A 24538-nucleotide genomic window follows, 5' to 3' on the forward strand; every position below is an offset into this window, starting at 1 on the left:
AAAAGGCGCGCCACCCATTGGGTGGCGCGTCTTTTTTATTGGCTACAACACAGTTCCCCTGTAGGAGCGAGCCTGCTCGCGATAGCGGTGCGTCAGACGAAATCAATGTTGAAAGTGATGACGCCATCGCGAGCAAGCTCGCTCCCACAATGACCCTGTTGTATTTTTTCGGTATTGTTTTGTTTCTCATTATCATTTAATAATAAATCTCATTATCGAATGAGCCCCGGATCATGAGTTCTGCCTTGCACGAGCAGCCTTACCTCGAAAGCTGGCGCTGGATGAGTCGCCAGATCCGTTGCGCGATGAACCCCGATGAGCCTCGCCTGATCGATCACTACCTGGCCGAAGGCCGGTATCTGGCGTGTTGCACGGCCACCTCACCCTGGACCGTCGCCGAAACTTCTTTCCGTTTGTTGCTCGATACCGCTGCCGATGTCGCGCTGCCGTGGTACTGGCGCACCTACTGTCTCGACCAGGCCTGGCGCCCGCTGCGCGAACTGGAACGCCTTTCGTTGTGCAAATGCCGCCTCAAGCGTTGGCAAAGCTACACCTGGCAACTTGCTACCTGCGAGTTGCAGCCCTCGATTCCTCTTACTGAACTGGTGCAAGGATTTTCTGATGAACAAGACACGTATTGAGCGCGACAGCATGGGCGAGCTTCAGGTCCCGGAAGACGCCCTCTACGGCGCACAGACCCAGCGTGCAGTGGATAACTTCCCGATCAGCGGCAAACCGATGCCGGTTCAGTTCATCCGCGCGTTGATCCTTGCCAAGGCAGCGGCCGCCCGCGCCAACGTCGAGCTCAAGCAGGTCAGCGAAGCCCAGGGCAAAGCCATCGTCGATGCGGCCCAAGGCTTGCTCGAAGGCGATTTCATGCAGCACTTCCCGGTGGATGTCTTCCAGACCGGTTCCGGCACCAGTTCGAACATGAACGCCAATGAAGTGATCGCCACGCTGGCCAGCCGCTTGCTTGGCGAGGCGGTGAACCCCAACGATCACGTCAACTGCGGGCAGAGCAGCAACGACATCATCCCGACCACCATTCATGTCAGCGCAGCACTGGCGCTCCATGAACAACTGCTGCCGGCGCTGACGCATCTGGTGCAGGTCATCGAGCGCAAGGCCGGGCAGGTTCATCGCCACGTCAAGACCGGGCGCACACACCTGATGGACGCCATGCCGGTGCGCATGAGCCAAGTGCTCAATGGTTGGGCGCAGCAGCTCAGGGCCAACATCAGCCATCTGCAGGACTTGCTGCCAAGCCTGCAATCCCTGGCCCAGGGCGGTACGGCGGTGGGCACGGGTGTCAACGCCCACCCCGAGTTCGCGGCGCGTTTCAGCCGGCAGCTAAGCAAATTGACCCATGTTGAGTTCCAGCCAGGCAAGGACCTGTTCGCACTGATCGGCTCCCAGGACACTGCCGTTGCCGTTTCCGGGCAGCTAAAAGCCACCGCCGTATCGCTGATGAAAATCGCCAACGACCTGCGCTGGATGAACTCCGGACCGTTGGCCGGCCTTGGCGAGATCGAGCTGGAAGCCTTGCAGCCGGGGTCTTCGATCATGCCGGGCAAGGTCAACCCGGTCATTCCCGAGGCCACCGCGATGGTCGCGGCTCAGGTCATCGGCAACGACAGCGTGATCACCATCGCCGGTCAGTCGGGCAATTTCGAACTGAACGTGATGCTGCCGATCATCGCCCAGAACTTGTTGAGCAGTATCGAGTTGCTGGCCAATTCCAGCCGTCTGCTGGCAGACAAGGCCATCGCCAGCTTCAAGGTCAACGAAGGCCGGATCAAGGAAGCGCTGTCACGCAACCCGATTCTGGTGACCGCGCTCAACCCGGTCATCGGTTACCAGAAGGCTGCCGAGATTGCCAAGAAGGCCTATCAGCAAGGCCGGCCGGTGATTGACGTCGCGCTGGAACACACCGATCTGTCGCGCAGCCAGCTGGAAGAGTTGCTCAACCCGGAAAAACTCACCGCGGGCGGCGTGTAAGCCCCGTTACCGCTTTGGAGGCGCACCATGGAGCACTGGAAACGCACGATCGAAAGAGCCAACCGTTTTTTCATGCTGGGTGAACTGGTCGATGCCCGCGAGGCGTATCTGCAGGCGTTGGCCCTGGCCCAGGTGCTGTTCGAGCGCTGGGCGGATGCCGACGAAGCGGTGGCGGCCTGCGTGATTTCCCATCACAACCTGGCGGACCTGCACTTGTGTCTGAACCAGCCGGAGGAGAGCGCCGAATACTTGTGTGCCATCCATCAACGGCTGTTGCAGACCCTGCAGGACCCGCGTCTGCCGCAGGCATTGCGAGAAGCCGCGTTGCGCCAGAGCAGCAAGACCTACGTCGAGCTGCTGAATTTCATCAGTGAACATGGCGAATATCCGCGTACCCATCGACTGCTGCACATCGATGTCGCTTTGTCTGCGCCTCATCATCATGGAGTCCATTGAACATGGCTTTTACCCTGCCTGCCTTGCCGTACGCCTACGACGCCCTGGAACCGCATATCGATGCGCAGACCATGGAGATTCACTACACCAAGCATCACCAGACTTACATCAACAACCTCAACGCGGCCGTCGAGGGCACCGAGTATGCCGATTGGTCCGTGGAGAAGCTGGTGTCTGCCGTTCAGCAGTTGCCGGAAAAACTTCGCGCCGCGGTGATCAATCAGGGCGGCGGCCACGCCAACCATTCGCTGTTCTGGGAAGTCATGACGCCCGGCGGCGGTGGCGAGCCCGAAGGTGCGCTGGCCAAGGCCATCGATGAACAACTGGGCGGCCTCGACAGATTCAAGGAAGCCTTTACCAAGGCTGCATTGACCCGCTTCGGCAGTGGCTGGGCCTGGCTGAGCGTGACCCCGCAACAGACCCTGGTGGTGGAAAGCAGCGGTAACCAGGACAGTCCGCTAATGAACGGCAATACCCCGATTCTGGGCCTCGACGTCTGGGAGCACGCCTATTACCTGCGTTATCAGAACCGTCGTCCGGAATACATCAGCGCGTTCTACAACGTGATCAATTGGCCGCAAGTCGCAGCGCGCTATCAGGCCGCACTGGTTTAAGTCTTCTAAAAAACAAATCCAAGGCTGGGCTATGGGCACTGAAACACTGGCGATCGGAAGTGGACGGATGTTTCGTTACGCGTTTGGATCGCTGTTACTGCTGGCAGGTATGAGCCTATTGGTTGCCCACGGGCTGGCATGGCTTGATCTTGAGCCGAAGCTGCTACGTGCACTGCAAGGCGGTGCGATCTGCGCCTTGGGTACCGCGCTGGGCGCGGTGCCGGTGTTGGTGATTAGCCGGATGCCGCAGGTGCTCAGCGACACACTGCTTGGCTTTGGTGCTGGCGTGATGCTCGCGGCGACGGCATTTTCGCTGATCGTTCCGGGCATCTCTGCCGCCGAAGGGCTTGGCCTGTCACCCTGGGCGTCCAGTGGGCTGATCAGCTTCGGCATTATGCTCGGTGCGTTCGGGTTGTTCCTGGTGGATCGGAAGGTCTCCGGGGCCAGCCCGGACATACTGGTCGGCACACTGGAGCGACCGGTCATTGCTCCGCGCATCTGGTTGTTCGTGTTTGCGATCATTGCCCACAACATTCCCGAAGGCATGGCGGTCGGTGTTTCGGCCGGTGGCGCAATGCCTGACGCCGATAGCCTGGCCATGGGCATTGCCTTGCAGGATGTGCCGGAAGGGTTGGTCATCGCTTTGGTACTGGCCGGGGCAGGGATGTCCAGGATCAAGGCGTTCCTGATCGGTGCCGCATCAGGGTTGGTCGAGCCGGTGTTTGCACTGCTATGCGCCTGGCTGGTAAGCCTGGCCGAGCTGCTGTTGCCCTTGGGATTGGCGCTGGCGGCGGGGGCGATGTTGCTGGTGGTGACCCATGAAATCATTCCCGAGTCGCGCCGCAATGGTCATGACAAGCTTGCCAGCCTCGGGCTGCTGATGGGGTTCTGTTTGATGATGGTGATGGATACAGCCCTCGCTTGATTTGTGGCGAGGGGCTTTTGTGGTTGTATTACTCGCCTTCGTCGAAGTAGTTGTTGATCAGCGCCACCAGCGCTTCCAGCGCTTCCTGTTCCTGCTCGCCTTCTGTGCTCAAGTGGATCGTGGTGCCTTTGCCGGCGGCCAGCATCATCATCGCCATGATGCTTTTGCCATCGACCATGGACTCTGGTGTACGACCGGCCCGGATCTGGCACGGGAACTGACCTGCCACCCCAACGAATTTTGCAGAAGCGCGAGCGTGCAGGCCCAATTTATTGATGATTTCGATTTCCAGAGCAGGCATCGCGATGTGAATCCTTTAGCTGAGGTCGCGGTGGCGGACCTGGACGTTCTTCAGGGATTGTTGCAGCGTCTGCCCCAGACGCTCGGTCAGGTAGACGGAACGGTGATGTCCGCCAGTGCAGCCAATGGCAATGGTGACGTAGGCGCGGTTGCTGGCGGCAAAACGAGGCAGCCACTTTAGCAGGTATGTGGAAATGTCCTGGAACATCTCTTCGACATCCGGTTGTGCCGCCAGGTATTCGGCAACCGGTTGATCGAGCCCGGACTGCTCGCGCAACTCCGGTTTCCAGTAAGGGTTGGGCAGGCAGCGCACATCGAACACCAGGTCGGCGTCCACCGGCATGCCGCGCTTGAAGCCGAAGGACTCCACCAGGAACGCAGTCCCAGGTTCCGGCTGATTCAACAGGCGCAGTTTGATGGCATCGCGCAGTTGATACAGGTTCAGGCTGGTGGTGTTGATCTTGAGATCGGCAAGGTCGGCAATCGGCCCGAGCAGGACGCTCTCGACGTTGATGGCTTCGGCCAGCGAGCGGTTGGCGTTGCTCAGGGGGTGACGTCGGCGGGTTTCGGAGAAACGCTTGAGCAGGGTTTCTTCGTCGGCGTCCAGGTACAGCACATCGCACTTGATGTGGCGGGCACGGACTTCCTCGAGCAGGTCGGGGAAACGTGACAGGTGGCTGGGCAGGTTGCGCGCGTCAATGGAAACGGCGACCAGCGGCTGCAACATCTCGGTATGAACCAGGGCGCGTTCGGCCAGCTCCGGCAGCAGACCGGCGGGCAGGTTGTCGATGCAGTAGTAGCCGTTGTCCTCAAGAACGTTGAGGGCGGTACTTTTACCTGAGCCGGAACGGCCACTGACGATGATCAAGCGCATGATTACTGACCGTTTTGCTCGTCCAGGACAACCTGATACAGGGCTTCGTTGCTTGCAGCACTTCGCAGCTTTTCGCGCACTTCCTTGCGGTCGAGCATGCTGGCGATCTGGCGCAGCAGCTCAAGGTGCGCATCGGTGGCGGCTTCCGGGACCAGCAGCACGAACAGCAGGTCAACCGGCGCGCCATCGATGGCGTCGAAATCGATAGGGGCGTCCAGGTGCATCAATGCACTGATGGGCGAAACACAGCCCTTGAGACGGCAATGTGGAATGGCGATGCCATTGCCAAACCCGGTGGAGCCGAGTTTTTCACGGGCGATCAGTGCCTCGAAGACATCTTGCATCTCCAGGGCCGGCACTTCGCGGGCGATCAGATTGGCAATTTGTTCGAGGGCTTTCTTTTTACTGCCTCCCGGCACGTTCACCAGGGAACGGCCGGGGGTCAGGATACTTTCAAGTCGGATCATGGGTAGGGAGTGTTAACGACCGGTTGCGCCCTGGAGGAGGCTCTGGGTCTTTTCCTTATGCTTTTTGAGTTGTTTATCCAGCTTGTCGGTGAGTGCGTCGATCGCGGCGTACATATCGGTATGTTCCGCGTTGGCGACCACTTCATTCCCGGGAATATGCAGCGTGGCTTCGATTTTCTGCTTCAGTTTTTCGACGGTCATCGTGACCTGCACATTAGTGATCTTGTCGAAATGTCGCTCCAATCGTTCGAGTTTTTCGCCGATGTAGGTGCGAAGAGGTTCGGTCACTTCCAGTTGGTGTCCACTGATGTTGACTTGCATACAGCTTCTCCTTCGTTGCCAGTGCATAAAGCGGTAGACCAGATGATCTACCACTGGAACGCTGTGGCGTGGCTCTACATCAACCGCTTGCGTTCGCTCGAAGGCGCGATCCCGAGGGATTCGCGGTACTTGGCGACGGTGCGGCGAGCCACCTGAATGCCTTGTGCCTCCAGTAAACCAGCGATCTTGCTGTCACTCAACGGCTTTTTCTGATTTTCCGCTGCAACCAGTTTTTTGATGATCGCCCGGATCGCCGTGGACGAGCATTCGCCGCCTTCGGAGGTGCTTACGTGACTGGAGAAAAAGTACTTCAGTTCATAAATGCCCCGGGGGGTGTGCATGAACTTCTGGGTGGTCACCCGTGAAATCGTCGATTCATGCATGCCGACCGCTTCGGCGATGTCATGCAGGACCAGCGGCTTCATGGCTTCGTCGCCATATTCGAGGAACCCGCGCTGATGCTCGACGATCTGGGTGGCAACCTTCATCAGGGTTTCATTGCGGCTTTGCAGGCTCTTGATGAACCAGCGGGCCTCCTGCAACTGATTGCGCATGAAGGTGTTGTCGGCACTGGTGTCGGCGCGGCGCACGAAACCGGCGTATTGGGCATTGACCCGCAGCCGTGGCACCGACTCCTGATTGAGCTCCACCAGCCAGCGCTCGTTGTCCTTGCGCACGATGACGTCAGGAACGACATACTCGGCTTCGGTGGACTCGATCTGCGAGCCCGGGCGCGGGTTGAGGCTCTGGACCAGTTCGATGACCTGGCGCAGTTCGTCTTCCTTGAGCTTCATGCGACGCATCAACTGGCTGTAGTCGCGGCTGCCAAGCAGGTCGATGTAATCGGTGACCAGGCGCTTGGCCTCGGCCAGCCAAGGGGTCTTGGCAGGCAGCTGGCGCAATTGCAGCAGCAGGCATTCGCCCAGGTTGCGGGCGCCGATGCCGGCAGGCTCGAATTGCTGGATGCGGTGCAGGACGGCTTCGATTTCGTCCAGTTCGATGTCCAGTTCCGGGTCGAAGGCTTCGAGGATCTCCTCGAGGGTTTCGTCCAGGTAACCTTGATTGTTGATGCAGTCGATCAGGGTCACGGCGATCAGGCGATCGGTGTCGGACATCGGGGCCAGGTTCAGTTGCCACAGCAAGTGGCTCTGCAGGCTTTCGCCGGCCGATGTGCGGGTGGTGAAGTCCCACTCGTCATCGTCGTTGCTGGGCAGGCTGCTGGCGCTGGTCTGGTAAACGTCTTCCCAGGCAGTATCGACGGGAAGTTCGTTGGGAATGCGTTCGTTCCAGTCGCCTTCCTCAAGGTTATCAACCGTAGGGGCGCTTTCCTGGTAGGAAGGTTCCTGAATATCCGTGTTGGGCTTTTGTTCGGCGTTGTCGGCCAAGGGGTCGGAGTTGTCGAAGTCGTCGCCTTCTTCCTGGCGTTCGAGCATCGGATTGGACTCCAGGGCCTCCTGGATTTCCTGTTGCAGGTCCAGGGTCGACAATTGGAGCAGGCGGATGGCCTGTTGCAGCTGCGGTGTCATCGTCAGCTGCTGGCCCATTCTCAAGACTAGCGATGGTTTCATGGCAGGGGCTTAACACCTTATTCGCCGGCGCACATGCGCCATCCACTACAGGGCGCCGGGGCGCCAAACTTAAGCAAATTATATGCCTGAAACTGAAGGATTTGCCTAGAGCGCTGTAACAATAAAAAACTATAAAGTTGTGTTGCTGCGCTGCCCTTGTCGGGGGCTGACGACGCTTGTCGGCACGAGGCGCTGGTGAGTGGGCCGGTCAGGTGCCCGGGCGACTGCCTGGGCACAGCTCAGCGCTTACAGGCGGAACTCATGGCCCAGATACACTTCCTTGACCAGATCGTTGGCCAGGATGGTCTCTGCGTCGCCTTCGGCGATCAGTTGGCCGTCATTGACGATATAGGCGGTTTCACAGATATCCAGGGTTTCACGAACGTTGTGGTCCGTGATCAGCACGCCAATGCCTTTGGCCTTGAGGTGGTGAATGATCTGCTTGATGTCGCCGACCGAAATCGGGTCCACGCCGGCGAAGGGTTCGTCGAGGAGGATGAATTTCGGGTTGGTGGCCAGGGCGCGGGCGATTTCCACGCGACGGCGCTCACCACCGGACAGGCTCATGCCCAGGTTGTCGCGGATGTGGCTGATGTGGAACTCCTGCAGCAGGCTTTCCAGCTCCTTGCGACGGCCGGCCTTGTCGAGTTCCTTGCGGGTCTCGAGGATGGCCATGATGTTGTCGGCCACCGACAGCTTGCGAAAGATCGATGCTTCCTGCGGCAGGTAGCCGATACCGGCTTTTGCACGGCCGTGCATCGGCTGGTGGCTGACGTCCAGGTCGTCGATCAGGACGCGTCCCTGGTCAGCCTGTACCAGGCCGACGATCATGTAGAAGCAGGTGGTCTTGCCGGCGCCGTTCGGGCCAAGCAGGCCGACGATCTGGCCGCTGTCGATGGACAGGCTGACGTCACGCACGACCTGGCGGCTCTTGTAGCTCTTGGCCAGATGCTGAGCTTTCAGAGTTGCCATTACTGGGCCTTTTTCTCGTCGGTTTTCTTCTTCGGCTGGATCACCATGTCGATGCGCGGGCGCGACTCTGTGATCTTGCTGCCCGTGGCGCGACCGGCGCTGGCGAGCTTCTTGTCGGTGTCGTAGACAATTTTTTCGCCTTGGGTGACGTTGTTGTCCTTGTCGACAACTTTGGCCTTGTCGATCAGCACGACGCGATTTTGCGAGGCGTGATACTGGATCGTCACGCCCCAGCCCTGAACAGGCTTGGTATCACCAGCCGTTTGCAATTGCTCGAAGTACGCCAGGTTGCCCACCGAGGTCACTACGTCAATGTCGCCAGTCGAGGTGCGGGTAATGGTAACGGTGTTGCCTGTCACCTTCATCGAGCCTTGGGTGATGATCACGTCACCCTTATAGGTCGCAATGCCTTGCTTGTCGTCCAGTTGGGCGTCGTCGGCCTGAATGCGGATAGGCTGCTGTTGATCTTCCGGCAGAGCCCAGGCGCTCACGCTTCCCAGTGCTGCGCCCAGACTGAGCAAAATCGGGAGGGTTTTAACGAGCCTCATACTGTCCTCTTACGTTCGATAGCAGGTGTATCCTGCTTTCTTTCAAATACGCTTTCATTCCCTTGCCAGTCGATACACCGCCAGCGCCGTCGATTCTAACGTCTTGCTCGGTCTGCGCATATTGCTGCTGCGGGAACACGGTCATGCGGGTGCTGGTGATCAGGGTTCTACGGTTTTTCTCGTCGAAGCGCGTGATGCGCACGTCATCGATCAGTTCGACCTGTGTGCCGTCAGGGTTGACCTCGCCGCGCAGGCTCTGGACGTGCCACGGGAATTCAGTGCCGCGGAACACATTCAGGTCGGGGTTGGTCAGCAATGTCACTTCGGTCGCTTTGAGGTGCTCGACCTTGTCGGACACCAGATCATATTGCAGCTTGCCGTCGGGCAGGTACTGCACGCTGTGGGCGTTGATGGCGTAATAGTCGATCGCGCTTTCATCGACCGGCGTTACCGGCTTGTCGAGGAAGCGTTCCGGGCTGATGTTCCAGTAGCCAACCGCGGCGAATATCGCCGCGATGCAACTGTACATCAGGGTGTTGCGAAACTTTTTGCTCAGCATAGTGGGCTCACAGGTACGCCGCATTGGCCGCATCGAGGCGGTCCTGGGCGCGCAGGATCAATTCGCAGAATTCGCGAGCGGCACCTTCGCCGCCACGGGCGAGGGTGATGCCGTGAGCGTGTTCACGCACGAAACTGGCGGCATTGGCCACCGCCATGCCCAGGCCGACGCGGCGAATCACCGGCAGGTCCGGCAGGTCGTCGCCGAGGTAGGCCACCTGTTCATGGCTCAGGTTGAGTTGGGCCAGTAGCTCATCGAGTACCACCAGTTTATCTTCGCGACCCTGATAGAGGTGCGGGATACCGAGGTTTTTGGCCCGCCGCTCGACTACCGGGGTCTTGCGGCCACTGATGATGGCGGTCTGCACGCCGGCGGCCATCAGCATCTTGATGCCCTGGCCGTCGAGGGTGTTGAACGTCTTGAATTCGCTGCCGTCTTCGAGGAAGTACAGGCGCCCGTCGGTCAGCACGCCATCGACATCGAACACCGCCAGCTTGATCTGTTTGCCGCGTTGCAGCAGGTCCGCACTCATTACATTACTCCCGCACGCAGCAAGTCGTGCATGTTCAAGGCGCCGACCGGGCGGTCTTCACGGTCGACCACGACCAGCGCGTTGATTTTATGGTCTTCCATGATTTTCAGCGCTTCGGCGGCGAGCATCTCGGCGCGGGCGGTCTTGCCGTGTGCAGTCATGACCTGGTCGATGGTAGCGCTATGGATGTCGATGCTACGGTCCAGCGTGCGACGCAAGTCACCGTCGGTAAAGATCCCGGCCAGCTTTCCATCGGCTTCCAGGATCACGGTCATGCCCAGGCCTTTGCGGGTCATTTCCATTAGCGCGTCCTTCAGCAGGGTGCCGCGCTGTACTTGCGGCAGCTCTTGCCCGGCGTGCATGACATTTTCCACTTTCAGCAGCAGGCGTCGGCCCAGGGCGCCACCAGGATGGGAAAAGGCGAAGTCTTCGGCGGTAAAGCCGCGGGCTTCCAGCAGCGCAACGGCCAGGGCGTCGCCCATGACCAGAGCGGCGGTGGTCGATGAAGTGGGTGCCAGGTTCAACGGGCAGGCTTCGTGTTCGACGTGAACATTCAGGTTGACCTCGGCGGCCTTGGCCAGCGGCGAGTCAGGGTTGCCGGTCACGCTGATCAACTGGATGCCCAGGCGCTTGATCAGTGGCAGCAGGGTCACGATTTCATTGGTGGAGCCGGAGTTCGAGAGCGCCAGAATGATGTCGTCGCGGGTAATCATGCCCATGTCACCGTGGCTGGCTTCAGCCGGGTGCACAAAAAACGCCGTGGTGCCGGTGCTGGCCAGGGTTGCGGCAATCTTGTTGCCGATGTGCCCCGACTTACCCATGCCGACCACGACCACGCGGCCTTTGCTGGCCAGAATCATCTCGCAAGCGCGTACGAAATCTGCGTCGATATGGGGTAGCAGGCCTTGCACGGCTTCTACCTCGAGGCGGATGGTGCGTTGTGCCGATTGAATCAGGTCGCTGGATTGGCTCATGTCAGAAATCGTATAGCCTGATGAAAAGGCGGCGATTATAGCGGTTATGATCGAATCCCTCACGCTAGTTCGTCGCGCATTGTCATCCTTGTTGCCGGAAACCTTCTAAACGGGGCTTTCAAGCTGTCATGCAGTTGAACATGTCCTGGCTTTGGCCTTGGGCGCGCAGCCTTTGCAGTGATATAGTTCGCCGCCAGTTCGGCCTGCCCGGGAGGTATGTGCTTTCGTCAGAAAGCCAGGCGTCCAAGTGAGAGGCTGCATCGCAAGGAGTTTAGATGAGTGCCGATAACGCCTACGCGGTCGAGCTGAAGGGACTGTCCTTCAAGCGCGGTGCGCGCAGCATTTTCAATAATGTCGATATCCGTATCCCGCGCGGCAAGGTCACCGGCATCATGGGGCCTTCCGGGTGTGGCAAGACCACGCTCCTGCGTCTGATGGGCGCCCAGCTGCGGCCCACCAAGGGTGAAGTCTGGGTCAACGGTCAGAACCTGCCGAAACTGTCGCGCAGCGACCTGTTCGATGCGCGCAAGCACATGGGCGTGTTGTTTCAGAGCGGCGCACTGTTTACTGACCTCGATGTCTTCGAGAACGTCGCTTTTCCGTTGCGGGTTCACACGCAACTGCCGGAAGAAATGATCCGTGACATCGTCCTGCTCAAGCTGCAGGCCGTGGGCTTGCGCGGTGCCATCGAACTGATGCCTGACGAGCTTTCCGGCGGCATGAAGCGCCGTGTTGCGCTGGCCCGGGCGATCGCTCTCGATCCACAGATCCTCATGTACGACGAGCCGTTTGTCGGCCAGGACCCCATCGCAATGGGCGTTCTGGTGCGCCTGATTCGTTTGCTCAACGATGCGCTGGGCATCACCAGCATCGTGGTATCCCACGATCTGGCCGAGACCGCGAGCATTGCCGATTACATTTATGTGGTGGGCGATGGTCAGGTGTTGGGGCAGGGTACGCCGGACGAGTTGATGAACTCGGATGAACCGCGCATTCGCCAGTTCATGACCGGCGAACCCGATGGCCCGGTGCCGTACCACTTTCCAGCGACGGATTACCGCGCAGATCTTCTGGGGAAGCGCTGATGCGCAGAATTTCATTGATAGAACGCGTTCGCCGCTTCGGCCAGGCCGGCATCGATGTGCTGGCGGTGTTCGGGCGTTCGAGCCTGTTCCTGTTCCATGCCTTGCTCGGCCGGGGCGGTATCGGTGGCGGCTTCGGGCTGCTGGTCAAGCAGTTGCATTCGGTGGGCGTGATGTCCCTGGTGATCATCGTGGTCTCCGGGGTGTTCATCGGTATGGTGCTGGCGCTGCAGGGCTTCAACATTCTTTCCAGCTATGGTTCAGAGCAGGCCGTCGGGCAGATGGTGGCGCTGACGCTGCTGCGTGAGCTGGGGCCGGTGGTGACCGCCTTGCTGTTCGCCGGGCGCGCAGGTTCGGCGTTGACCGCCGAAATCGGCAACATGAAGTCCACCGAGCAGTTGTCCAGCCTGGAAATGATCGGGGTCGACCCGCTCAAGTACATCATCGCGCCACGCTTGTGGGCCGGTTTCATTTCCCTGCCGGTGCTGGCGATGATTTTCAGCGTGGTGGGTATCTGGGGCGGCTCGTGGGTGGCGGTCGACTGGCTGGGAGTCTATGAAGGTTCCTATTGGTCGAACATGCAGAACAGCGTGACGTTCACCGAAGACGTACTCAACGGGATCGTCAAAAGCGTCGTCTTTGCCTTTGTCGTGACCTGGATCGCCGTATTCCAAGGCTATGACTGCGAACCCACTTCCGAGGGGATCAGTCGTGCCACTACCAAGACCGTTGTGTATGCCTCGTTGGCAGTACTCGGCCTGGACTTTATTCTGACCGCCTTGATGTTTGGAGATTTCTGATGCAAAACCGCACCCTGGAAATCGGTGTCGGCCTTTTCTTGCTGGCTGGCATCCTGGCTTTGCTCTTGTTGGCGTTGCGGGTCAGTGGTCTGTCCCCGACTTCGAGCACCGACACGTATAAACTTTACGCCTACTTCGACAATATCGCCGGTTTGACGGTCAGAGCAAAGGTGACCATGGCCGGTGTGACCATCGGCAAGGTCACGGCCATCGATCTGGATCGCGACAGTTTCACCGGTCGGGTGACCATGCAGCTGGAAAAACGCATCGATAATCTGCCGGCGGACTCCACTGCATCTATCCTGACCGCTGGCCTGTTGGGCGAGAAGTACATCGGCATCAGCGTGGGCGGGGAAGACACCCTGCTCAAGGATGGTGGAACCATCCATGACACGCAGTCATCGCTGGTGCTCGAAGACCTGATCGGTAAATTCCTGCTCAATACCGTTAGCAAAGAAGCTAAATGAGGAACAGTTAAATGATCTCTACCTTGCGACGTGGCCTGTTGGTAATGCTCGCGGTGTTTCCGTTGGTGTCCCATGCCGTGGCGGCGCCTTCGGCGCACGATCTGGTGCAGGACACAACCAACCGTATGCTCGCGGACCTGGCTGCAAACAAAGAGAAGTACAAGCAGGACCCGCAGGACTTCTATACGGCGCTGAACAACATCGTCGGGCCGGTTGTGGATGCCGAGGGCATTTCCAAGAGCATCATGACGGTCAAATACTCTAAGAAAGCTACGCCTGCGCAAATGAAGACCTTCGAAGAAAACTTCAAGAAGGGTCTGTTCCAGTTCTACGGCAATGCCCTGCTGGAGTACAACAACCAGGGCATCACCGTTGAACCGGCCAAAGACGAGTCGGGCGACCGTACCAGCGTTGGCATGACCGTCAAGGGCAGCAGCGGCGCGATCTATCCAGTGTCCTACACGCTGGAAAAGATCAACGGCGAGTGGAAGCTGCGTAACGTCATCATCAACGGCATCAACATCGGCAAGCTGTTCCGCGATCAGTTCGCCGATGCGATGCAGCGTAATGGCAACGACCTGGACAAGACCATCAACGGTTGGGCCGGGGAAGTCGCCAAGGCCAAGGAAGCCACCGACAAGAAGCCGGAGCAGTCAGCCCAATGAGTGAGTCGGCAGTCCAGATGGACGAAGCGGGCGAGCTGCTCCTTAGTGGCGTGCTGGATTACCGCAGCGGCCCTGGCCTGCGCGAGCAGGGCAAGGCGCTGATCAAGGCCAGCAAGGCTGCGGCGCTGGTGGTCGATTGCTCGGCGGTGACCAAGTCCAGCAGTGTCGGTTTGTCGTTGCTGCTGTGCTTTATCCGAGATGCGCAGGCAGCCGGCAAGACCCTGAGCATCCACGGGATGCCCGAAGACATGCGTGAAATCGCTCAGGTCAGCGAGCTGACCGAGCTGTTGGCGCATCCCTAACCCGCATCTATGAACAAGCCCCCCGTCCGAGTCCTGCTTGGCGGGGTTCGCAGGCGCGGGGCTTTTTTGTATGATGTCCGACCCGCGCGCACAGGGCGCCGATTGAGGTTGAGCATGCAGGCCAACGAAGTTAAGAGCTTTCTTGAAGGAAAGCTGCCCGGAACGAAAGTGGAAGTCGAGGGCGAAGGCTGCAATTTCCAGCTGAACGTGATTAGCGATGAACTGGCGGCGTTGAGCCCGGTGAAGCGTCAGCAGCAGGTCTATGCCCATTTGAACCCATGGATCACCGATGGCAGCATCCATGCGGTCACTATGAAATTTTTCAGCAGCGCGGCCTGGGCCGAGCGCACCTGAGCCCAAGGGCGTCGAGATTCTTATGGATAAATTGATTATTACTGGCGGTGCTCGTCTTGACGGCGAAATCCGCATCTCCGGGGCAAAGAACTCTGCCTTGCCGATCCTGGCTGCCACTTTGCTGTGCGATGGCCCGGTGACCGTGGCCAACCTGCCGCACCTGCACGACATCACCACCATGATCGAGCTGTTCGGGCGCATGGGTATTGAACCTGTGATCGACGAGAAACTCGCCGTCGAAATCGACCCGCGCACCATCAAGACGCTGATCGCACCGTACGAACTGGTTAAGACCATGCGTGCGTCGATCCTGGTGCTGGGCCCGATGGTTGCCCGTTTCGGTGAAGCCGAAGTCGCCTTGCCTGGCGGTTGCGCCATCGGTTCGCGTCCGGTTGACCTGCACATCCGTGGCCTGGAAGCCATGGGTGCGGTCATCGACGTCGAAGGCGGCTACATCAAGGCCAAGGCGCCTGAAGGCGGCCTGCGCGGTGCGCACTTCTTCTTCGATACCGTCAGTGTGACCGGTACCGAAAACATCATGATGGCTGCCGCCCTGGCCAAGGGCCGTAGCGTGCTGGCCAACGCGGCGCGCGAGCCGGAAGTGGTCGACCTGGCGAACTTCCTGAACGCCATGGGCGCCAAGGTTTCCGGCGCCGGCACCGACACCATCACCATCGATGGCGTCGAGCGTCTGCACACCACCACTTATAAAGTAATGCCCGACCGTATCGAAACCGGCACCTACCTGGTGGCGGCGGCGGTGACCGGTGGTCGTGTGAAGGTCAAGGATACGGATCCGACTATCCTCGAAGCCGTTCTGGAAAAACTCCGTGAGTCCGGTGCCGAAATCACCTGCGGCGAAGACTGGATCGAGCTGAACATGCACGGCAAGCGTCCGAAAGCCGTCAACGTGCGGACCGCTCCGTACCCGGCGTTCCCGACCGACATGCAGGCGCAGTTCATCTCCCTCAACGCCATTGCCGAAGGCACTGGTGCCGTGATCGAGACGATCTTCGAAAACCGCTTCATGCACGTTTACGAACTGCACCGCATGGGCGCTCACATCCAGGTCGAAGGCAACACCGCGATCGTTACCGGGATCGAAAAGCTCAAGGGCGCGCCAGTCATGGCCACCGACCTGCGTGCTTCGGCCAGCCTGGTGATCTCGGCGCTGATCGCCGAAGGCGATACCCTGATCGATCGCATCTACCACATAGACCGTGGTTACGAGTGCATCGAAGAGAAACTGCAGATGCTCGGCGCCAAGATCCGCCGCGTACCGGGCTAGTTTCTGCTGCATGGGCATAAGGATGTGCCCGTTGAATTGTTGTAAAGTCGAGCCGGTTTCCGGCTCGATGTGTGTCCGGCGCCATTTGCGACCGGGCATGAGTACCTTGATAAGGACTGACGTTTCCCATGTTGACCATCGCACTGTCCAAGGGCCGCATCCTTGACGACACCCTGCCGCTTCTGGCTGAAGCGGGCATCGTGCCGACCGAGAATCCGGACAAGAGCCGCAAGCTGATCATTCCCACGACCCAGGAAGATGTACGCCTGCTGATCGTGCGCGCCACCGACGTGCCGACTTACGTCGAACATGGTGCCGCCGACCTCGGTGTCGCCGGTAAAGATGTGCTGATGGAATATGGTGGCCAGGGCCTGTACGAGCCTCTGGACCTGCAAATTGCCCAGTGCAAGTTGATGACGGCCGGCAAGGTCGGTGCAGTCGAGCCCAAGGGGCGTCTGCGCATCGCCACCAAGTTCGTCAACGTTGCCAAGCGTTATTACGCTGAACAGGGTCGTCAGGTCGACATCATCAAGCTGTACGGCTCGATGGAACTGGCACCGCTGATCGGCCTTGCCGACAAGATCATCGACGTGGTCGACACCGGCAACACGCTGAGGGCCAACGGCCTGGAACCACAGGATTTCATTGCGGCCATCAGCTCCCGGCTGATCGTCAACAAAGCATCGATGAAGATGCAGCACGCCCGTATCCAGGCGTTGATCGACACCCTGCGCAAGGCAGTGGAGTCTCGACACCGCGGCTGATTCACCTGCGCGACGTTAAGTCGCGCCCGTCTATCCGCCTCATAGCCAGAATTCTCAGGTGCCCAAGCGGATGGAGTGCTAGCTTCGGGCGCCTGAGTTTTTGCCATTCCTATGAGGCTCTCGCTATGACCGCACCGACTGCAATTCGCCGACTCAACGCTGCTGACCCGGATTTCGCGCATCATCTGGATCATCTGCTGAGCTGGGAAAGTGTGTCTGACGACTCGGTCAATCAGCGGGTGCTGGACATCATCAAGGCCGTGCGTGAGCGCGGTGACGCGGCACTGGTGGACTTTACCCGCCAGTTCGACGGCCTGGACGTGAAGTCCATGGCCGACCTGATTCTGCCGCGCGAGCGTCTGGAGCTGGCGCTGACCCGCATCTCCGTGCCTCAGCGCGAAGCCCTGGAAGTCGCCGCGGCTCGTGTGCGTAGCTACCACGAAAAACAGAAGCAGGACTCCTGGAGCTACACCGAGGCCGACGGCACCGTGCTGGGCCAGAAAGTCACGCCGCTGGACCGCGCCGGTCTGTACGTGCCAGGCGGCAAGGCGTCGTACCCGTCGTCGGTATTGATGAACGCGATTCCGGCCAAGGTCGCCGGCGTCACCGAAGTGGTCATGGTGGTACCGACCCCGCGCGGTGAAATCAATGAACTGGTGCTGGCCGCTGCCTGCATCGCCGGTGTCGACCGCGTGTTCACCATCGGTGGTGCTCAAGCCGTTGCCGCATTGGCTTACGGCACCGAAAGCGTGCCGAAGGTCGACAAGGTCGTTGGGCCGGGCAACATCTATGTTGCCACCGCCAAGCGCCACGTGTTTGGCCAGGTCGGTATCGACATGATCGCAGGTCCCTCCGAGATCCTCGTGGTGTGCGACGGCCAGACCGATCCGGACTGGATCGCCATGGACCTGTTCTCCCAGGCCGAGCACGACGAAGACGCCCAGGCAATCCTGGTCAGCCCCGACGCCGAGTTCCTCGACAAAGTCGCCGCCAGCATCGCCAAACTGATGCCAACCATGGAACGCGCCGCGATCATCGAAACCTCGATCAATGGCCGTGGTGCGCTGATCAAGGTTCGCGACATGGAGCAAGCCATCGAAGTGGCCAACCGCATCGCGCCGGAGCACCTCGAATTGTCCGTTGCCGATCCACAAGCCTGGCTGCCGCAGATCCGCCACGCCGGTGCGATCTTCATGGGGCGTCACACCTCCGAGGCCCTGGGCGACTACTGCGCAGGTCCCAACCACGTGTTGCCGACCTCCGGCACTGCGCGCTTTTCTTCGCCGCTGGGCGTGTATGACTTCCAGAAACGTTCGTCGATCATCTTCTGCTCCGAGCAGGGCGCGTCCGTACTGGGCAAGACCGCTTCCGTGCTGGCCCGTGGCGAGTCGCTGACCGCTCACGCTCGCAGCGCCGAATACCGCATCGTTGACGAGCTCTTTAATGAAGAGCAGGGGGAGTGAACATGAGTAAATTCTGGAGCCCGTTCGTCAAGAATCTGGTGCCTTACGTGCCGGGCGAACAGCCAAAACTGGCAAAGCTGGTGAAACTCAACACCAACGAAAACCCGTACGGTCCATCGCCGAAAGCCTTGGCTGCGATGCAAACCGAACTCAATGACAACCTGCGCCTGTACCCGGACCCCAATAGCGATCTGCTGAAGAACGCGGTCGCCAAATACTATGGCGTGCGGAGCAACCAGGTGTTCCTCGGCAACGGTTCCGATGAAGTGCTGGCGCACATCTTCCACGGTTTGCTGCAGCACGATCAGCCGCTGCTGTTCCCGGACATCAGCTACAGCTTCTACCCGGTCTACTGCGGGTTGTACGGCATCAAGTTCGACGCGGTGCCGCTGGACGAGCAGTTCCAGATCAACCCGACGGACTACGCCAGGCCGAACGGCGGGATCATCTTCCCCAATCCGAACGCACCGACCGGCTGCCTGTTGGCGCTGGAGGCGGTGGAGCAGATTCTCAAGGCCAGCCCGGATTCCGTGGTGGTGGTGGATGAGGCCTACATCGACTTCGGCGGTGAGACGGCAATCTCCCTGGTGGACCGTTATCCGAACCTGCTGGTGACCCAGACCCTGTCCAAGTCCCGCTCCCTGGCGGGTCTACGGGTTGGTTTGGCGGTCGGCCATCCGGACCTGATCGAAGCGCTGGAGCGGATCAAGAACAGCTTCAACTCCTATCCGCTGGACCGCATGGCGAATGTCGGCGCTGCCGCGGCGTTCGAGGATCGCGAGTATTTCGACAAGACCTGCCGGTTGGTGATCGAGAATCGCGAGAAGGTCGTTGCACAGTTGGAGGAGAAGGGTTTTGAAGTGCTGCCATCGGCGGCGAACTTCATTTTTGCCCGTCATCCCCGGTACGATGCGGCGGGGCTTGCGGCGAAGTTGCGTGAGCAAGGCGTGATCGTCCGGCACTTCAAGCAGGAGCGGATTGCCCAGTTCCTGCGGATCTCCATCGGCACGCCTGAGCAGAATCAGGCGCTGATCGACGGCCTTGGCGATCTCTAAAACGCCACTTCCCCCTGTAGGAGCGAGCAGGCTCGCTCCTACAAAGGGCGGTGTGAGCTGCTTACTCTTCTTCTTTATCTTTGACCGGAGCCGGTGGCGGACGCAGGCCGACTTCCGCCATCAGCTTGAGTTCCTTGCCGTTGCGCATTACCTCGATCGCGACCTTGTCGGTCGGCTTGATCCGCGCCACCTGATTCATCGAGCGACGGCCATCACCGGCCGGTTCACCATCGATGGCAAGAATCACATCACCCAGTTGCAGGCCGGCCTTCTGTGCCGGACCATCGCGGAAAATCCCCGCCACGACAATGCCCGGGCGCCCGGACAAGCCGAACGACTCGGCCAGTTCCTGAGTCAGCGGCTGCACTTCGATACCCAGCCAGCCACGAATCACCTGGCCGTGCTCGATGATTGACTTCATCACTTCCATCGCCAGCTTCACCGGGATCGCGAAACCAATGCCCTGGGAGCCCCCGGACTTGGAGAAAATCGCCGTGTTGATGCCGGTCAGGTTGCCAATGGCATCCACCAGCGCACCGCCTGAGTTGCCTGGGTTGATCGCCGCATCGGTCTGGATGAAGTCTTCGTAGTTGTTCAGGCCCAGCTGGTTGCGCCCGGTGGCGCTGATGATGCCCATGGTCACGGTCTGGCCGACGCCGAACGGGTTGCCGATGGCCAGCGCGACGTCGCCGATGCGGATGTTGTCGGAACGCCCCACGGTAATCGCCGGCAGGTTCTTCAGGTCTATTTTCAGAACTGCGAGGTCAGTCTCCGGGTCGCTGCCGATCACCCGCGCCAGGGTTTCCCGGCCGTCCTTGAGCGCCACCACGATCTGGTCGGCGCCGCTGGTCACGTGGTTGTTGGTCAGGATGTAGCCTTCCGGGCTCATGATCACGCCGGAACCGAGGCTTGACTCCATGCGTTTCTGCTTGGGCGAGTTATCGCCGAAGAAGCGCCGGAACTGCGGATCTTCGAACAACGGATGATTGGGTTTGTTGATGACTTTGGTGGTGTACAGGTTCACCACCGATGGCGCCGCGGTGGACACCGCTTCGGCATAAGACACCGGGCCCAGCTGCATGCTGGTGGTTTGCGGCGCTTGTTGCAGATTGACGTCGAGGCTCGGGAGCCCGACCCACTGCGGGTAACGCTGGATTATCAAAAGAGCGACAAGCACGCCGGCCAACAGCGGCCAGCCGGAAAAACGCAGCGCCTTGAGCATTAAGCAGTTCCTGAGAGAGTTGCAGGCGGTATGAGACCGCTCATAATGACGCGCATTATACGAGGCCGCACGCGCCTCTGAACGGGATATTTAGGAGTCTTTTATGGCCGTCGCCCTGAGCACCCTGGTTGAAGAAGCCGACCGCTACCTCAACAGCGCCAGAATCGCCGATTATTGCCCCAACGGCTTGCAAGTCGAAGGCCGTCCGCAAGTGATGCGCATTGTCAGTGGCGTCACCGCCAGCCAGGCCTTGCTCGATGCGGCCGTGGAAGCCAATGCCGATCTGGTGCTGGTGCATCACGGCTACTTCTGGAAAGGCGAGAACCCGTGCATCACCGGCATGAAACAGCGCCGCTTGAAGACCCTGCTCAAGCACGACATCAGCCTGTTGTCCTATCACCTGCCGCTGGACCTGCACCCGGACGTGGGCAATAACGTGCAGCTCGCGCGGCAGCTCGACATCACCGTCGAAGGTCCGCTGGACCCCGACAACCTGAAGATTGTCGGCCTGGTCGGCTCACTCAGCGAGCCGATGATGCCCCAGGATTTCGCTCGCCGCGTCCAGGAGGTGATGGGGCGTGAGCCGCTGTTGATCGAAGGCGGCGCCATGATCCGCCGCGTCGGCTGGTGCACTGGTGGTGGCCAGGGTTACATCGATCAGGCCATTCTGGCCGGTGTCGATCTGTACCTCAGTGGCGAGGCTTCCGAGCAAACTTTCCACAGCGCCCGGGAAAACGACATCAGCTTCATCGCCGCCGGTCACCATGCGACCGAGCGCTACGGCGTTCAGGCGCTGGGGGATTATCTGGCTCGCCGGTTTGCGCTGGAGCACATCTTCATCGATTGCCCGAATCCGATCTGACGAAACGCCATCCCTGTAGGAGCGAGCTCGCTCGCGATGAACCTGAGAACACCGCAGGGTGTCAGGCTCCCAGCGTTATCGTTGACGACCATCGCGAGCAGGCTCGCTCCTACAGGGGGTGCGTTTGGCCCAAACGCCGGGGCATATTCATATGCTCTTTCGATCTAGTTGGCGTCCTGATTAGAAGTGGTCGCTGTGCTAGCATCCCCGCTCGAACACGGCCCGCTGGCCGTTCATAAGAAAGTTTTCGTGAGTAGCCATGGTCGACAAACTGACGCATCTGAAACAGCTGGAGGCGGAAAGCATCCACATCATCCGCGAGGTGGCCGCCGAGTTCGATAACCCGGTGATGCTGTACTCCATCGGTAAAGACTCCGCCGTGATGCTGCATCTGGCACGCAAGGCGTTCTTCCCGGGCAAGCTGCCGTTTCCGGTGATGCACGTCGACACTCGCTGGAAATTCAAGGAGATGTACAGCTTCCGCGACAAGATGGTCGCCGAGCTGGGCCTTGACCTGATCACCCACGTCAACCCGGACGGCGTGGCGCAGGACATCAACCCGTTCACCCACGGCAGCGCCAAGCACACCGATATCATGAAGACCGAGGGCCTGAAGCAGGCACTCGACAAGTATGGTTTCGACGCAGCATTCGGCGGCGCCCGTCGCGATGAAGAGAAATCCCGCGCCAAAGAGCGCGTGTACTCGTTCCGCGACAGCAAGCACCGCTGGGATCCGAAAAACCAGCGTCCCGAGCTGTGGAACGTCTACAACGGCAAGGTCAACAAGGGCGAGTCGATCCGCGTCTTCCCGCTGTCGAACTGGACCGAGCTGGACATCTGGCAGTACATCTACCTTGAAGGCATCCCGATCGTTCCGTTGTACTTCGCCGCCGAGCGTGAAGTCATCGAGAAGAACGGCACGCTGATCATGATCGACGACGAGCGCATCCTCGAGCACCTGAGCGATGAAGACAAAGCGCGCATCGTCAAAAAGAAAGTGCGTTTCCGTACCCTTGGTTGCTACCCGTTGACGGGCGCGGTGGAGTCCGAGGCCGAAAGCCTCACGGACATCATTCAGGAAATGCTCCTGACGCGAACTTCCGAGCGCCAGGGCCGTGTCATCGACCACGATGGCGCCGGCTCCATGGAAGACAAAAAACGTCAGGGTTATTTCTAAGGGGTTGTCATGTCGCACGTATCTGATTTGATCAGCGAGGACATCCTCGCCTACCTGGGCCAGCACGAACGTAAAGAGCTGCTGCGCTTTCTGACCTGCGGTAACGTCGACGACGGCAAGAGCACCCTGATCGGGCGCCTGCTGCACGACTCCAAGATGATCTACGAAGATCACCTGGAAGCCATTACCCGCGACTCGAAAAAAGTCGGCACCACCGGTGAAGACATCGACCTGGCGCTGCTGGTCGACGGCCTGCAGGCCGAGCGCGAACAAGGCATCACCATCGATGTCGCGTACCGCTATTTCTCCACCGCCAAGCGCAAATTCATCATCGCCGACACCCCGGGCCATGAGCAGTACACCCGCAACATGGCCACTGGTGCCTCCACCTGTGACCTGGCGATCATCCTGGTCGACGCCCGTTACGGCGTGCAGACCCAGACCCGTCGCCACAGCTTCATTGCCTCGTTGCTGGGCATCAAGCACATAGTCGTGGCCATCAACAAGATGGACCTCAAGGACTTCGACCAGGGTGTGTTCGAGTCGATCAAGGCCGATTACCTGCAGTTCGCCGAAGGTTTGAAGATGAAGCCCACCACGATGCACTTCGTGCCGATGTCGGCTTTGAAGGGCGACAACGTGGTGAACAAGTCCGAGCGCTCGCCGTGGTACACCGGCCAGTCGCTGATGGAAATTCTCGAGACCGTGGAAGTGGCGGGCGATCGCAACTTCACCGACCTGCGTTTCCCGGTGCAGTACGTCAACCGTCCGAACCTGAACTTCCGTGGCTTCGCCGGTACGCTGGCCAGCGGCATCGTCAAGAAAGGCGACGAAGTCGTGGTGCTGCCGTCGGGCAAGAGCAGCCGCGTGAAGTCCATCGTCACCTTCGAAGGTGAGCTGGAGCATGCAGGTCCAGGTCAGGCTGTCACGCTGACCATGGAAGACGAAATCGATATCTCCCGTGGCGACCTGTTGGTTCACGCCGACAACGTGCCGCCGGTGACCGACAGCTTCGAAGCCATGCTGGTGTGGATGGCTGAAGAGCCGATGCTGCCGGGCAAGAAATACGACATCAAGCGCGCCACCAGTTACGTGCCAGGCTCCATCGCCAGCATCGTCAACAAGGTCGACGTGAACACCCTGGAAGAAGGTCCGGCCAGCGCGTTGCAGCTGAACGAAATCGGCAAGGTCAAGATCGCGCTCGATGCGCCGATTGCCCTCGACGGTTACGACAGCAACCGCACCACCGGCGCGTTCATCATCATCGACCGCTTGACCAACGGCACCGTTGGCGCGGGCATGATCGTCGCCCAGCCTTTGGCCCATGGCACCAGCACGCACCACGGCAAACTGGCCCACGTCGCCACCGAAGAACGCGCACAGCGCTTCGGCCAGCAACCGGCCACCGTGTTGTTCAGCGGCTTGTCGGGCGCGGGCAAAAGCACCCTGGCGTATGCCGTTGAACGCAAGCTGTTCGACCTGGGGCGTGCGGTGTTCGTACTCGATGGCCAGAACCTGCGTCACGACCTGAACAAAGGTCTGCCACAGGATCGCGCCGGGCGTACCGAGAACTGGCGTCGTGCCGCCCACGTTGCGCGTCAGTTCAACGAAGCCGGTCTGTTGACCCTCGCGGCGTTCGTTGCCCCGAGTGCCGAAGGGCGTGAACAGGCACGGGAACTGATCGGCAAGGAACGTCTGCTGACGGTCTACGTCCAGGCTTCGCCGACGGTCTGCGCCGAGCGCGATCCGCAAGGTTTGTACGCGGCGGCCGGGGATAACATCCCGGGCGACTCCTTCCCGTACGACGTGCCGCTGGATGCCGATCTGGTGATCGACACCCAGTCCGTTTCGCTGGAAGAAGGCGTGAAGCAAGTGCTGGGTCTGCTGCGTGAGCGTGGTGCGATCTAAGCCTTAGCCGGAAAATGAAAA

The 24538-nt window shown here is 59.9% G+C and carries 29 protein-coding genes; 18 read left to right on the forward strand and 11 right to left on the reverse strand.

Translation table 11 applies throughout. From position 1 onward, the window contains the following. Window positions 1-233 precede the first annotated feature (233 nt). From BSF44_RS15585 to BSF44_RS15605, 5 genes are read left to right on the forward strand one after another with little or no spacing between them, the layout of a single operon-like run. The gene (locus BSF44_RS15585; RefSeq protein ID WP_095944260.1) at window positions 234-641 is read left to right on the forward strand and encodes a FagA protein; all 408 of its coding nucleotides are present in this window, start codon (window positions 234-236) and stop codon (window positions 639-641) included. Next, window positions 622-1998 carry an aspartate ammonia-lyase gene (locus BSF44_RS15590; RefSeq protein ID WP_095944261.1) on the forward strand — a complete coding sequence of 459 codons (1377 nt, stop codon included), beginning with the start codon at window positions 622-624 and terminating at the stop codon, window positions 1996-1998. Before BSF44_RS15585 ends, BSF44_RS15590 begins: the two co-directional genes overlap by 20 nt. Window positions 1999-2025: 27 nt before the next feature. Further along, window positions 2026-2454 carry a hypothetical protein gene (locus tag BSF44_RS15595; protein WP_095944262.1) on the forward strand — a complete coding sequence of 143 codons (429 nt, stop codon included), beginning with the start codon at window positions 2026-2028 and terminating at the stop codon, window positions 2452-2454. Window positions 2455-2456: 2 nt separating this feature from the next. Beyond that, the gene (locus tag BSF44_RS15600) at window positions 2457-3068 is read left to right on the forward strand and encodes a superoxide dismutase (protein ID WP_095944263.1); all 612 of its coding nucleotides are present in this window, start codon (window positions 2457-2459) and stop codon (window positions 3066-3068) included. Between the two features lie 31 nt (window positions 3069-3099). Beyond that, the gene (locus tag BSF44_RS15605; protein WP_095944264.1) at window positions 3100-3993 is read left to right on the forward strand and encodes a ZIP family metal transporter; all 894 of its coding nucleotides are present in this window, start codon (window positions 3100-3102) and stop codon (window positions 3991-3993) included. Window positions 3994-4021: 28 nt separating this feature from the next. On the opposite strand, the gene BSF44_RS15610 is transcribed toward BSF44_RS15605, so the two are convergent. The 10 genes from BSF44_RS15610 to BSF44_RS15655 all read right to left on the reverse strand — a co-directional run bounded on the left by BSF44_RS15610 (window position 4022) and on the right by BSF44_RS15655 (window position 11108). Then, window positions 4022-4294, reverse strand: a complete 273-nt coding sequence (locus tag BSF44_RS15610) for an HPr family phosphocarrier protein (RefSeq protein ID WP_095944265.1) — start codon at window positions 4292-4294, stop codon at window positions 4022-4024. 15 nt (window positions 4295-4309) lie between these two features. Further along, entirely contained in the window at window positions 4310-5167 is an 858-nt protein-coding gene (gene rapZ / locus BSF44_RS15615) for an RNase adapter RapZ (RefSeq protein ID WP_095944266.1), read from the reverse strand. A 2-nt stretch (window positions 5168-5169) separates the two neighbouring features. Further along, window positions 5170-5634, reverse strand: a complete 465-nt coding sequence (ptsN, locus tag BSF44_RS15620) for a PTS IIA-like nitrogen regulatory protein PtsN (protein WP_008046148.1) — start codon at window positions 5632-5634, stop codon at window positions 5170-5172. Between the two features lie 12 nt (window positions 5635-5646). Further along, on the reverse strand, window positions 5647-5955 hold the full coding sequence (gene hpf / locus BSF44_RS15625; protein ID WP_007941242.1) for a ribosome hibernation-promoting factor, HPF/YfiA family: 309 nt from the start codon (window positions 5953-5955) through the stop codon (window positions 5647-5649). A 74-nt stretch (window positions 5956-6029) separates the two neighbouring features. Then, window positions 6030-7523: an RNA polymerase factor sigma-54 gene (locus tag BSF44_RS15630; protein WP_095944267.1), complete on the reverse strand. Its 1494-nt coding sequence runs from the start codon at window positions 7521-7523 to the stop codon at window positions 6030-6032. Window positions 7524-7769: 246 nt separating this feature from the next. After that, window positions 7770-8495, reverse strand: coding sequence for an LPS export ABC transporter ATP-binding protein (gene lptB, locus BSF44_RS15635; protein ID WP_008054366.1), 726 nt, complete (start codon window positions 8493-8495; stop codon window positions 7770-7772). Then, window positions 8495-9043, reverse strand: coding sequence for a lipopolysaccharide transport periplasmic protein LptA (gene lptA / locus BSF44_RS15640; RefSeq protein WP_095944268.1), 549 nt, complete (start codon window positions 9041-9043; stop codon window positions 8495-8497). Before lptA ends, lptB begins: the two co-directional genes overlap by 1 nt. Then, complete coding sequence (gene lptC / locus BSF44_RS15645; RefSeq protein WP_095944269.1) at window positions 9030-9602, reverse strand: LPS export ABC transporter periplasmic protein LptC; 573 nt, start codon at window positions 9600-9602, stop codon at window positions 9030-9032. The genes lptA and lptC overlap by 14 nt, the downstream gene beginning before the upstream one ends. Window positions 9603-9609: 7 nt before the next feature. Further along, window positions 9610-10134: an HAD family hydrolase gene (locus BSF44_RS15650; protein WP_095944270.1), complete on the reverse strand. Its 525-nt coding sequence runs from the start codon at window positions 10132-10134 to the stop codon at window positions 9610-9612. After that, window positions 10134-11108 carry a KpsF/GutQ family sugar-phosphate isomerase gene (locus tag BSF44_RS15655; protein WP_008046161.1) on the reverse strand — a complete coding sequence of 325 codons (975 nt, stop codon included), beginning with the start codon at window positions 11106-11108 and terminating at the stop codon, window positions 10134-10136. Before BSF44_RS15655 ends, BSF44_RS15650 begins: the two co-directional genes overlap by 1 nt. 275 nt (window positions 11109-11383) lie before the next feature. Here BSF44_RS15655 and BSF44_RS15660 point away from each other — a divergent pair, with 275 nt between their 5' ends. The 10 genes from BSF44_RS15660 (at window position 11384) to hisC (ending at window position 19348) form a co-directional block, all read left to right on the forward strand. Further along, window positions 11384-12193: an ATP-binding cassette domain-containing protein gene (locus BSF44_RS15660; protein ID WP_008001295.1), complete on the forward strand. Its 810-nt coding sequence runs from the start codon at window positions 11384-11386 to the stop codon at window positions 12191-12193. Next, the gene (gene mlaE / locus BSF44_RS15665) at window positions 12193-12990 is read left to right on the forward strand and encodes a lipid asymmetry maintenance ABC transporter permease subunit MlaE (RefSeq protein WP_095944271.1); all 798 of its coding nucleotides are present in this window, start codon (window positions 12193-12195) and stop codon (window positions 12988-12990) included. The genes BSF44_RS15660 and mlaE overlap by 1 nt, the downstream gene beginning before the upstream one ends. Further along, window positions 12990-13457: an outer membrane lipid asymmetry maintenance protein MlaD gene (mlaD, locus tag BSF44_RS15670; RefSeq protein ID WP_095944272.1), complete on the forward strand. Its 468-nt coding sequence runs from the start codon at window positions 12990-12992 to the stop codon at window positions 13455-13457. The genes mlaE and mlaD overlap by 1 nt, the downstream gene beginning before the upstream one ends. Before the next feature lie 11 nt (window positions 13458-13468). Then, a complete protein-coding gene (locus tag BSF44_RS15675; protein WP_095944273.1) occupies window positions 13469-14122 on the forward strand; it encodes a phospholipid-binding protein MlaC in 654 nt (217 codons plus the stop codon). After that, a complete protein-coding gene (locus BSF44_RS15680) occupies window positions 14119-14424 on the forward strand; it encodes a lipid asymmetry maintenance protein MlaB (protein ID WP_095944274.1) in 306 nt (101 codons plus the stop codon). The genes BSF44_RS15675 and BSF44_RS15680 overlap by 4 nt, the downstream gene beginning before the upstream one ends. Window positions 14425-14538: 114 nt before the next feature. Continuing rightward, complete coding sequence (locus BSF44_RS15685) at window positions 14539-14778, forward strand: BolA family protein (protein WP_020796650.1); 240 nt, start codon at window positions 14539-14541, stop codon at window positions 14776-14778. 22 nt (window positions 14779-14800) lie between these two features. After that, complete coding sequence (murA, locus tag BSF44_RS15690; RefSeq protein WP_095944275.1) at window positions 14801-16066, forward strand: UDP-N-acetylglucosamine 1-carboxyvinyltransferase; 1266 nt, start codon at window positions 14801-14803, stop codon at window positions 16064-16066. A gap of 128 nt (window positions 16067-16194) precedes the next feature. After that, window positions 16195-16830, forward strand: a complete 636-nt coding sequence (gene hisG / locus BSF44_RS15695; protein ID WP_008018703.1) for an ATP phosphoribosyltransferase — start codon at window positions 16195-16197, stop codon at window positions 16828-16830. A 125-nt stretch (window positions 16831-16955) separates the two neighbouring features. Continuing rightward, window positions 16956-18293, forward strand: coding sequence for a histidinol dehydrogenase (hisD, locus tag BSF44_RS15700; protein ID WP_095944276.1), 1338 nt, complete (start codon window positions 16956-16958; stop codon window positions 18291-18293). 2 nt (window positions 18294-18295) lie between these two features. Next, window positions 18296-19348 carry a histidinol-phosphate transaminase gene (gene hisC, locus BSF44_RS15705; protein ID WP_095944277.1) on the forward strand — a complete coding sequence of 351 codons (1053 nt, stop codon included), beginning with the start codon at window positions 18296-18298 and terminating at the stop codon, window positions 19346-19348. Window positions 19349-19409: 61 nt separating this feature from the next. Here the strand turns inward: hisC and algW are convergent, their stop codons facing one another. Further along, window positions 19410-20570, reverse strand: coding sequence for a Do family serine endopeptidase AlgW (algW, locus tag BSF44_RS15710; RefSeq protein WP_095944278.1), 1161 nt, complete (start codon window positions 20568-20570; stop codon window positions 19410-19412). 103 nt (window positions 20571-20673) lie between these two features. On the opposite strand from algW, the gene BSF44_RS15715 reads away from it, so the two are divergent. From BSF44_RS15715 to cysN, 3 genes are all read left to right on the forward strand, one after another. Further along, window positions 20674-21432 (forward strand): Nif3-like dinuclear metal center hexameric protein, encoded by a 759-nt coding sequence (locus BSF44_RS15715; protein ID WP_095944279.1) that lies wholly within the window; start codon window positions 20674-20676, stop codon window positions 21430-21432. Window positions 21433-21691: 259 nt separating this feature from the next. After that, entirely contained in the window at window positions 21692-22609 is a 918-nt protein-coding gene (gene cysD, locus BSF44_RS15720) for a sulfate adenylyltransferase subunit CysD (protein WP_008046199.1), read from the forward strand. A gap of 9 nt (window positions 22610-22618) precedes the next feature. Further along, window positions 22619-24517: a sulfate adenylyltransferase subunit CysN gene (gene cysN / locus BSF44_RS15725; protein WP_095944280.1), complete on the forward strand. Its 1899-nt coding sequence runs from the start codon at window positions 22619-22621 to the stop codon at window positions 24515-24517. Window positions 24518-24538 lie beyond the last annotated feature (21 nt).

The organism is Pseudomonas sp. ACN8, assembly GCF_002303925.1.
In the GTDB taxonomy this organism is placed as follows: domain Bacteria; phylum Pseudomonadota; class Gammaproteobacteria; order Pseudomonadales; family Pseudomonadaceae; genus Aquipseudomonas.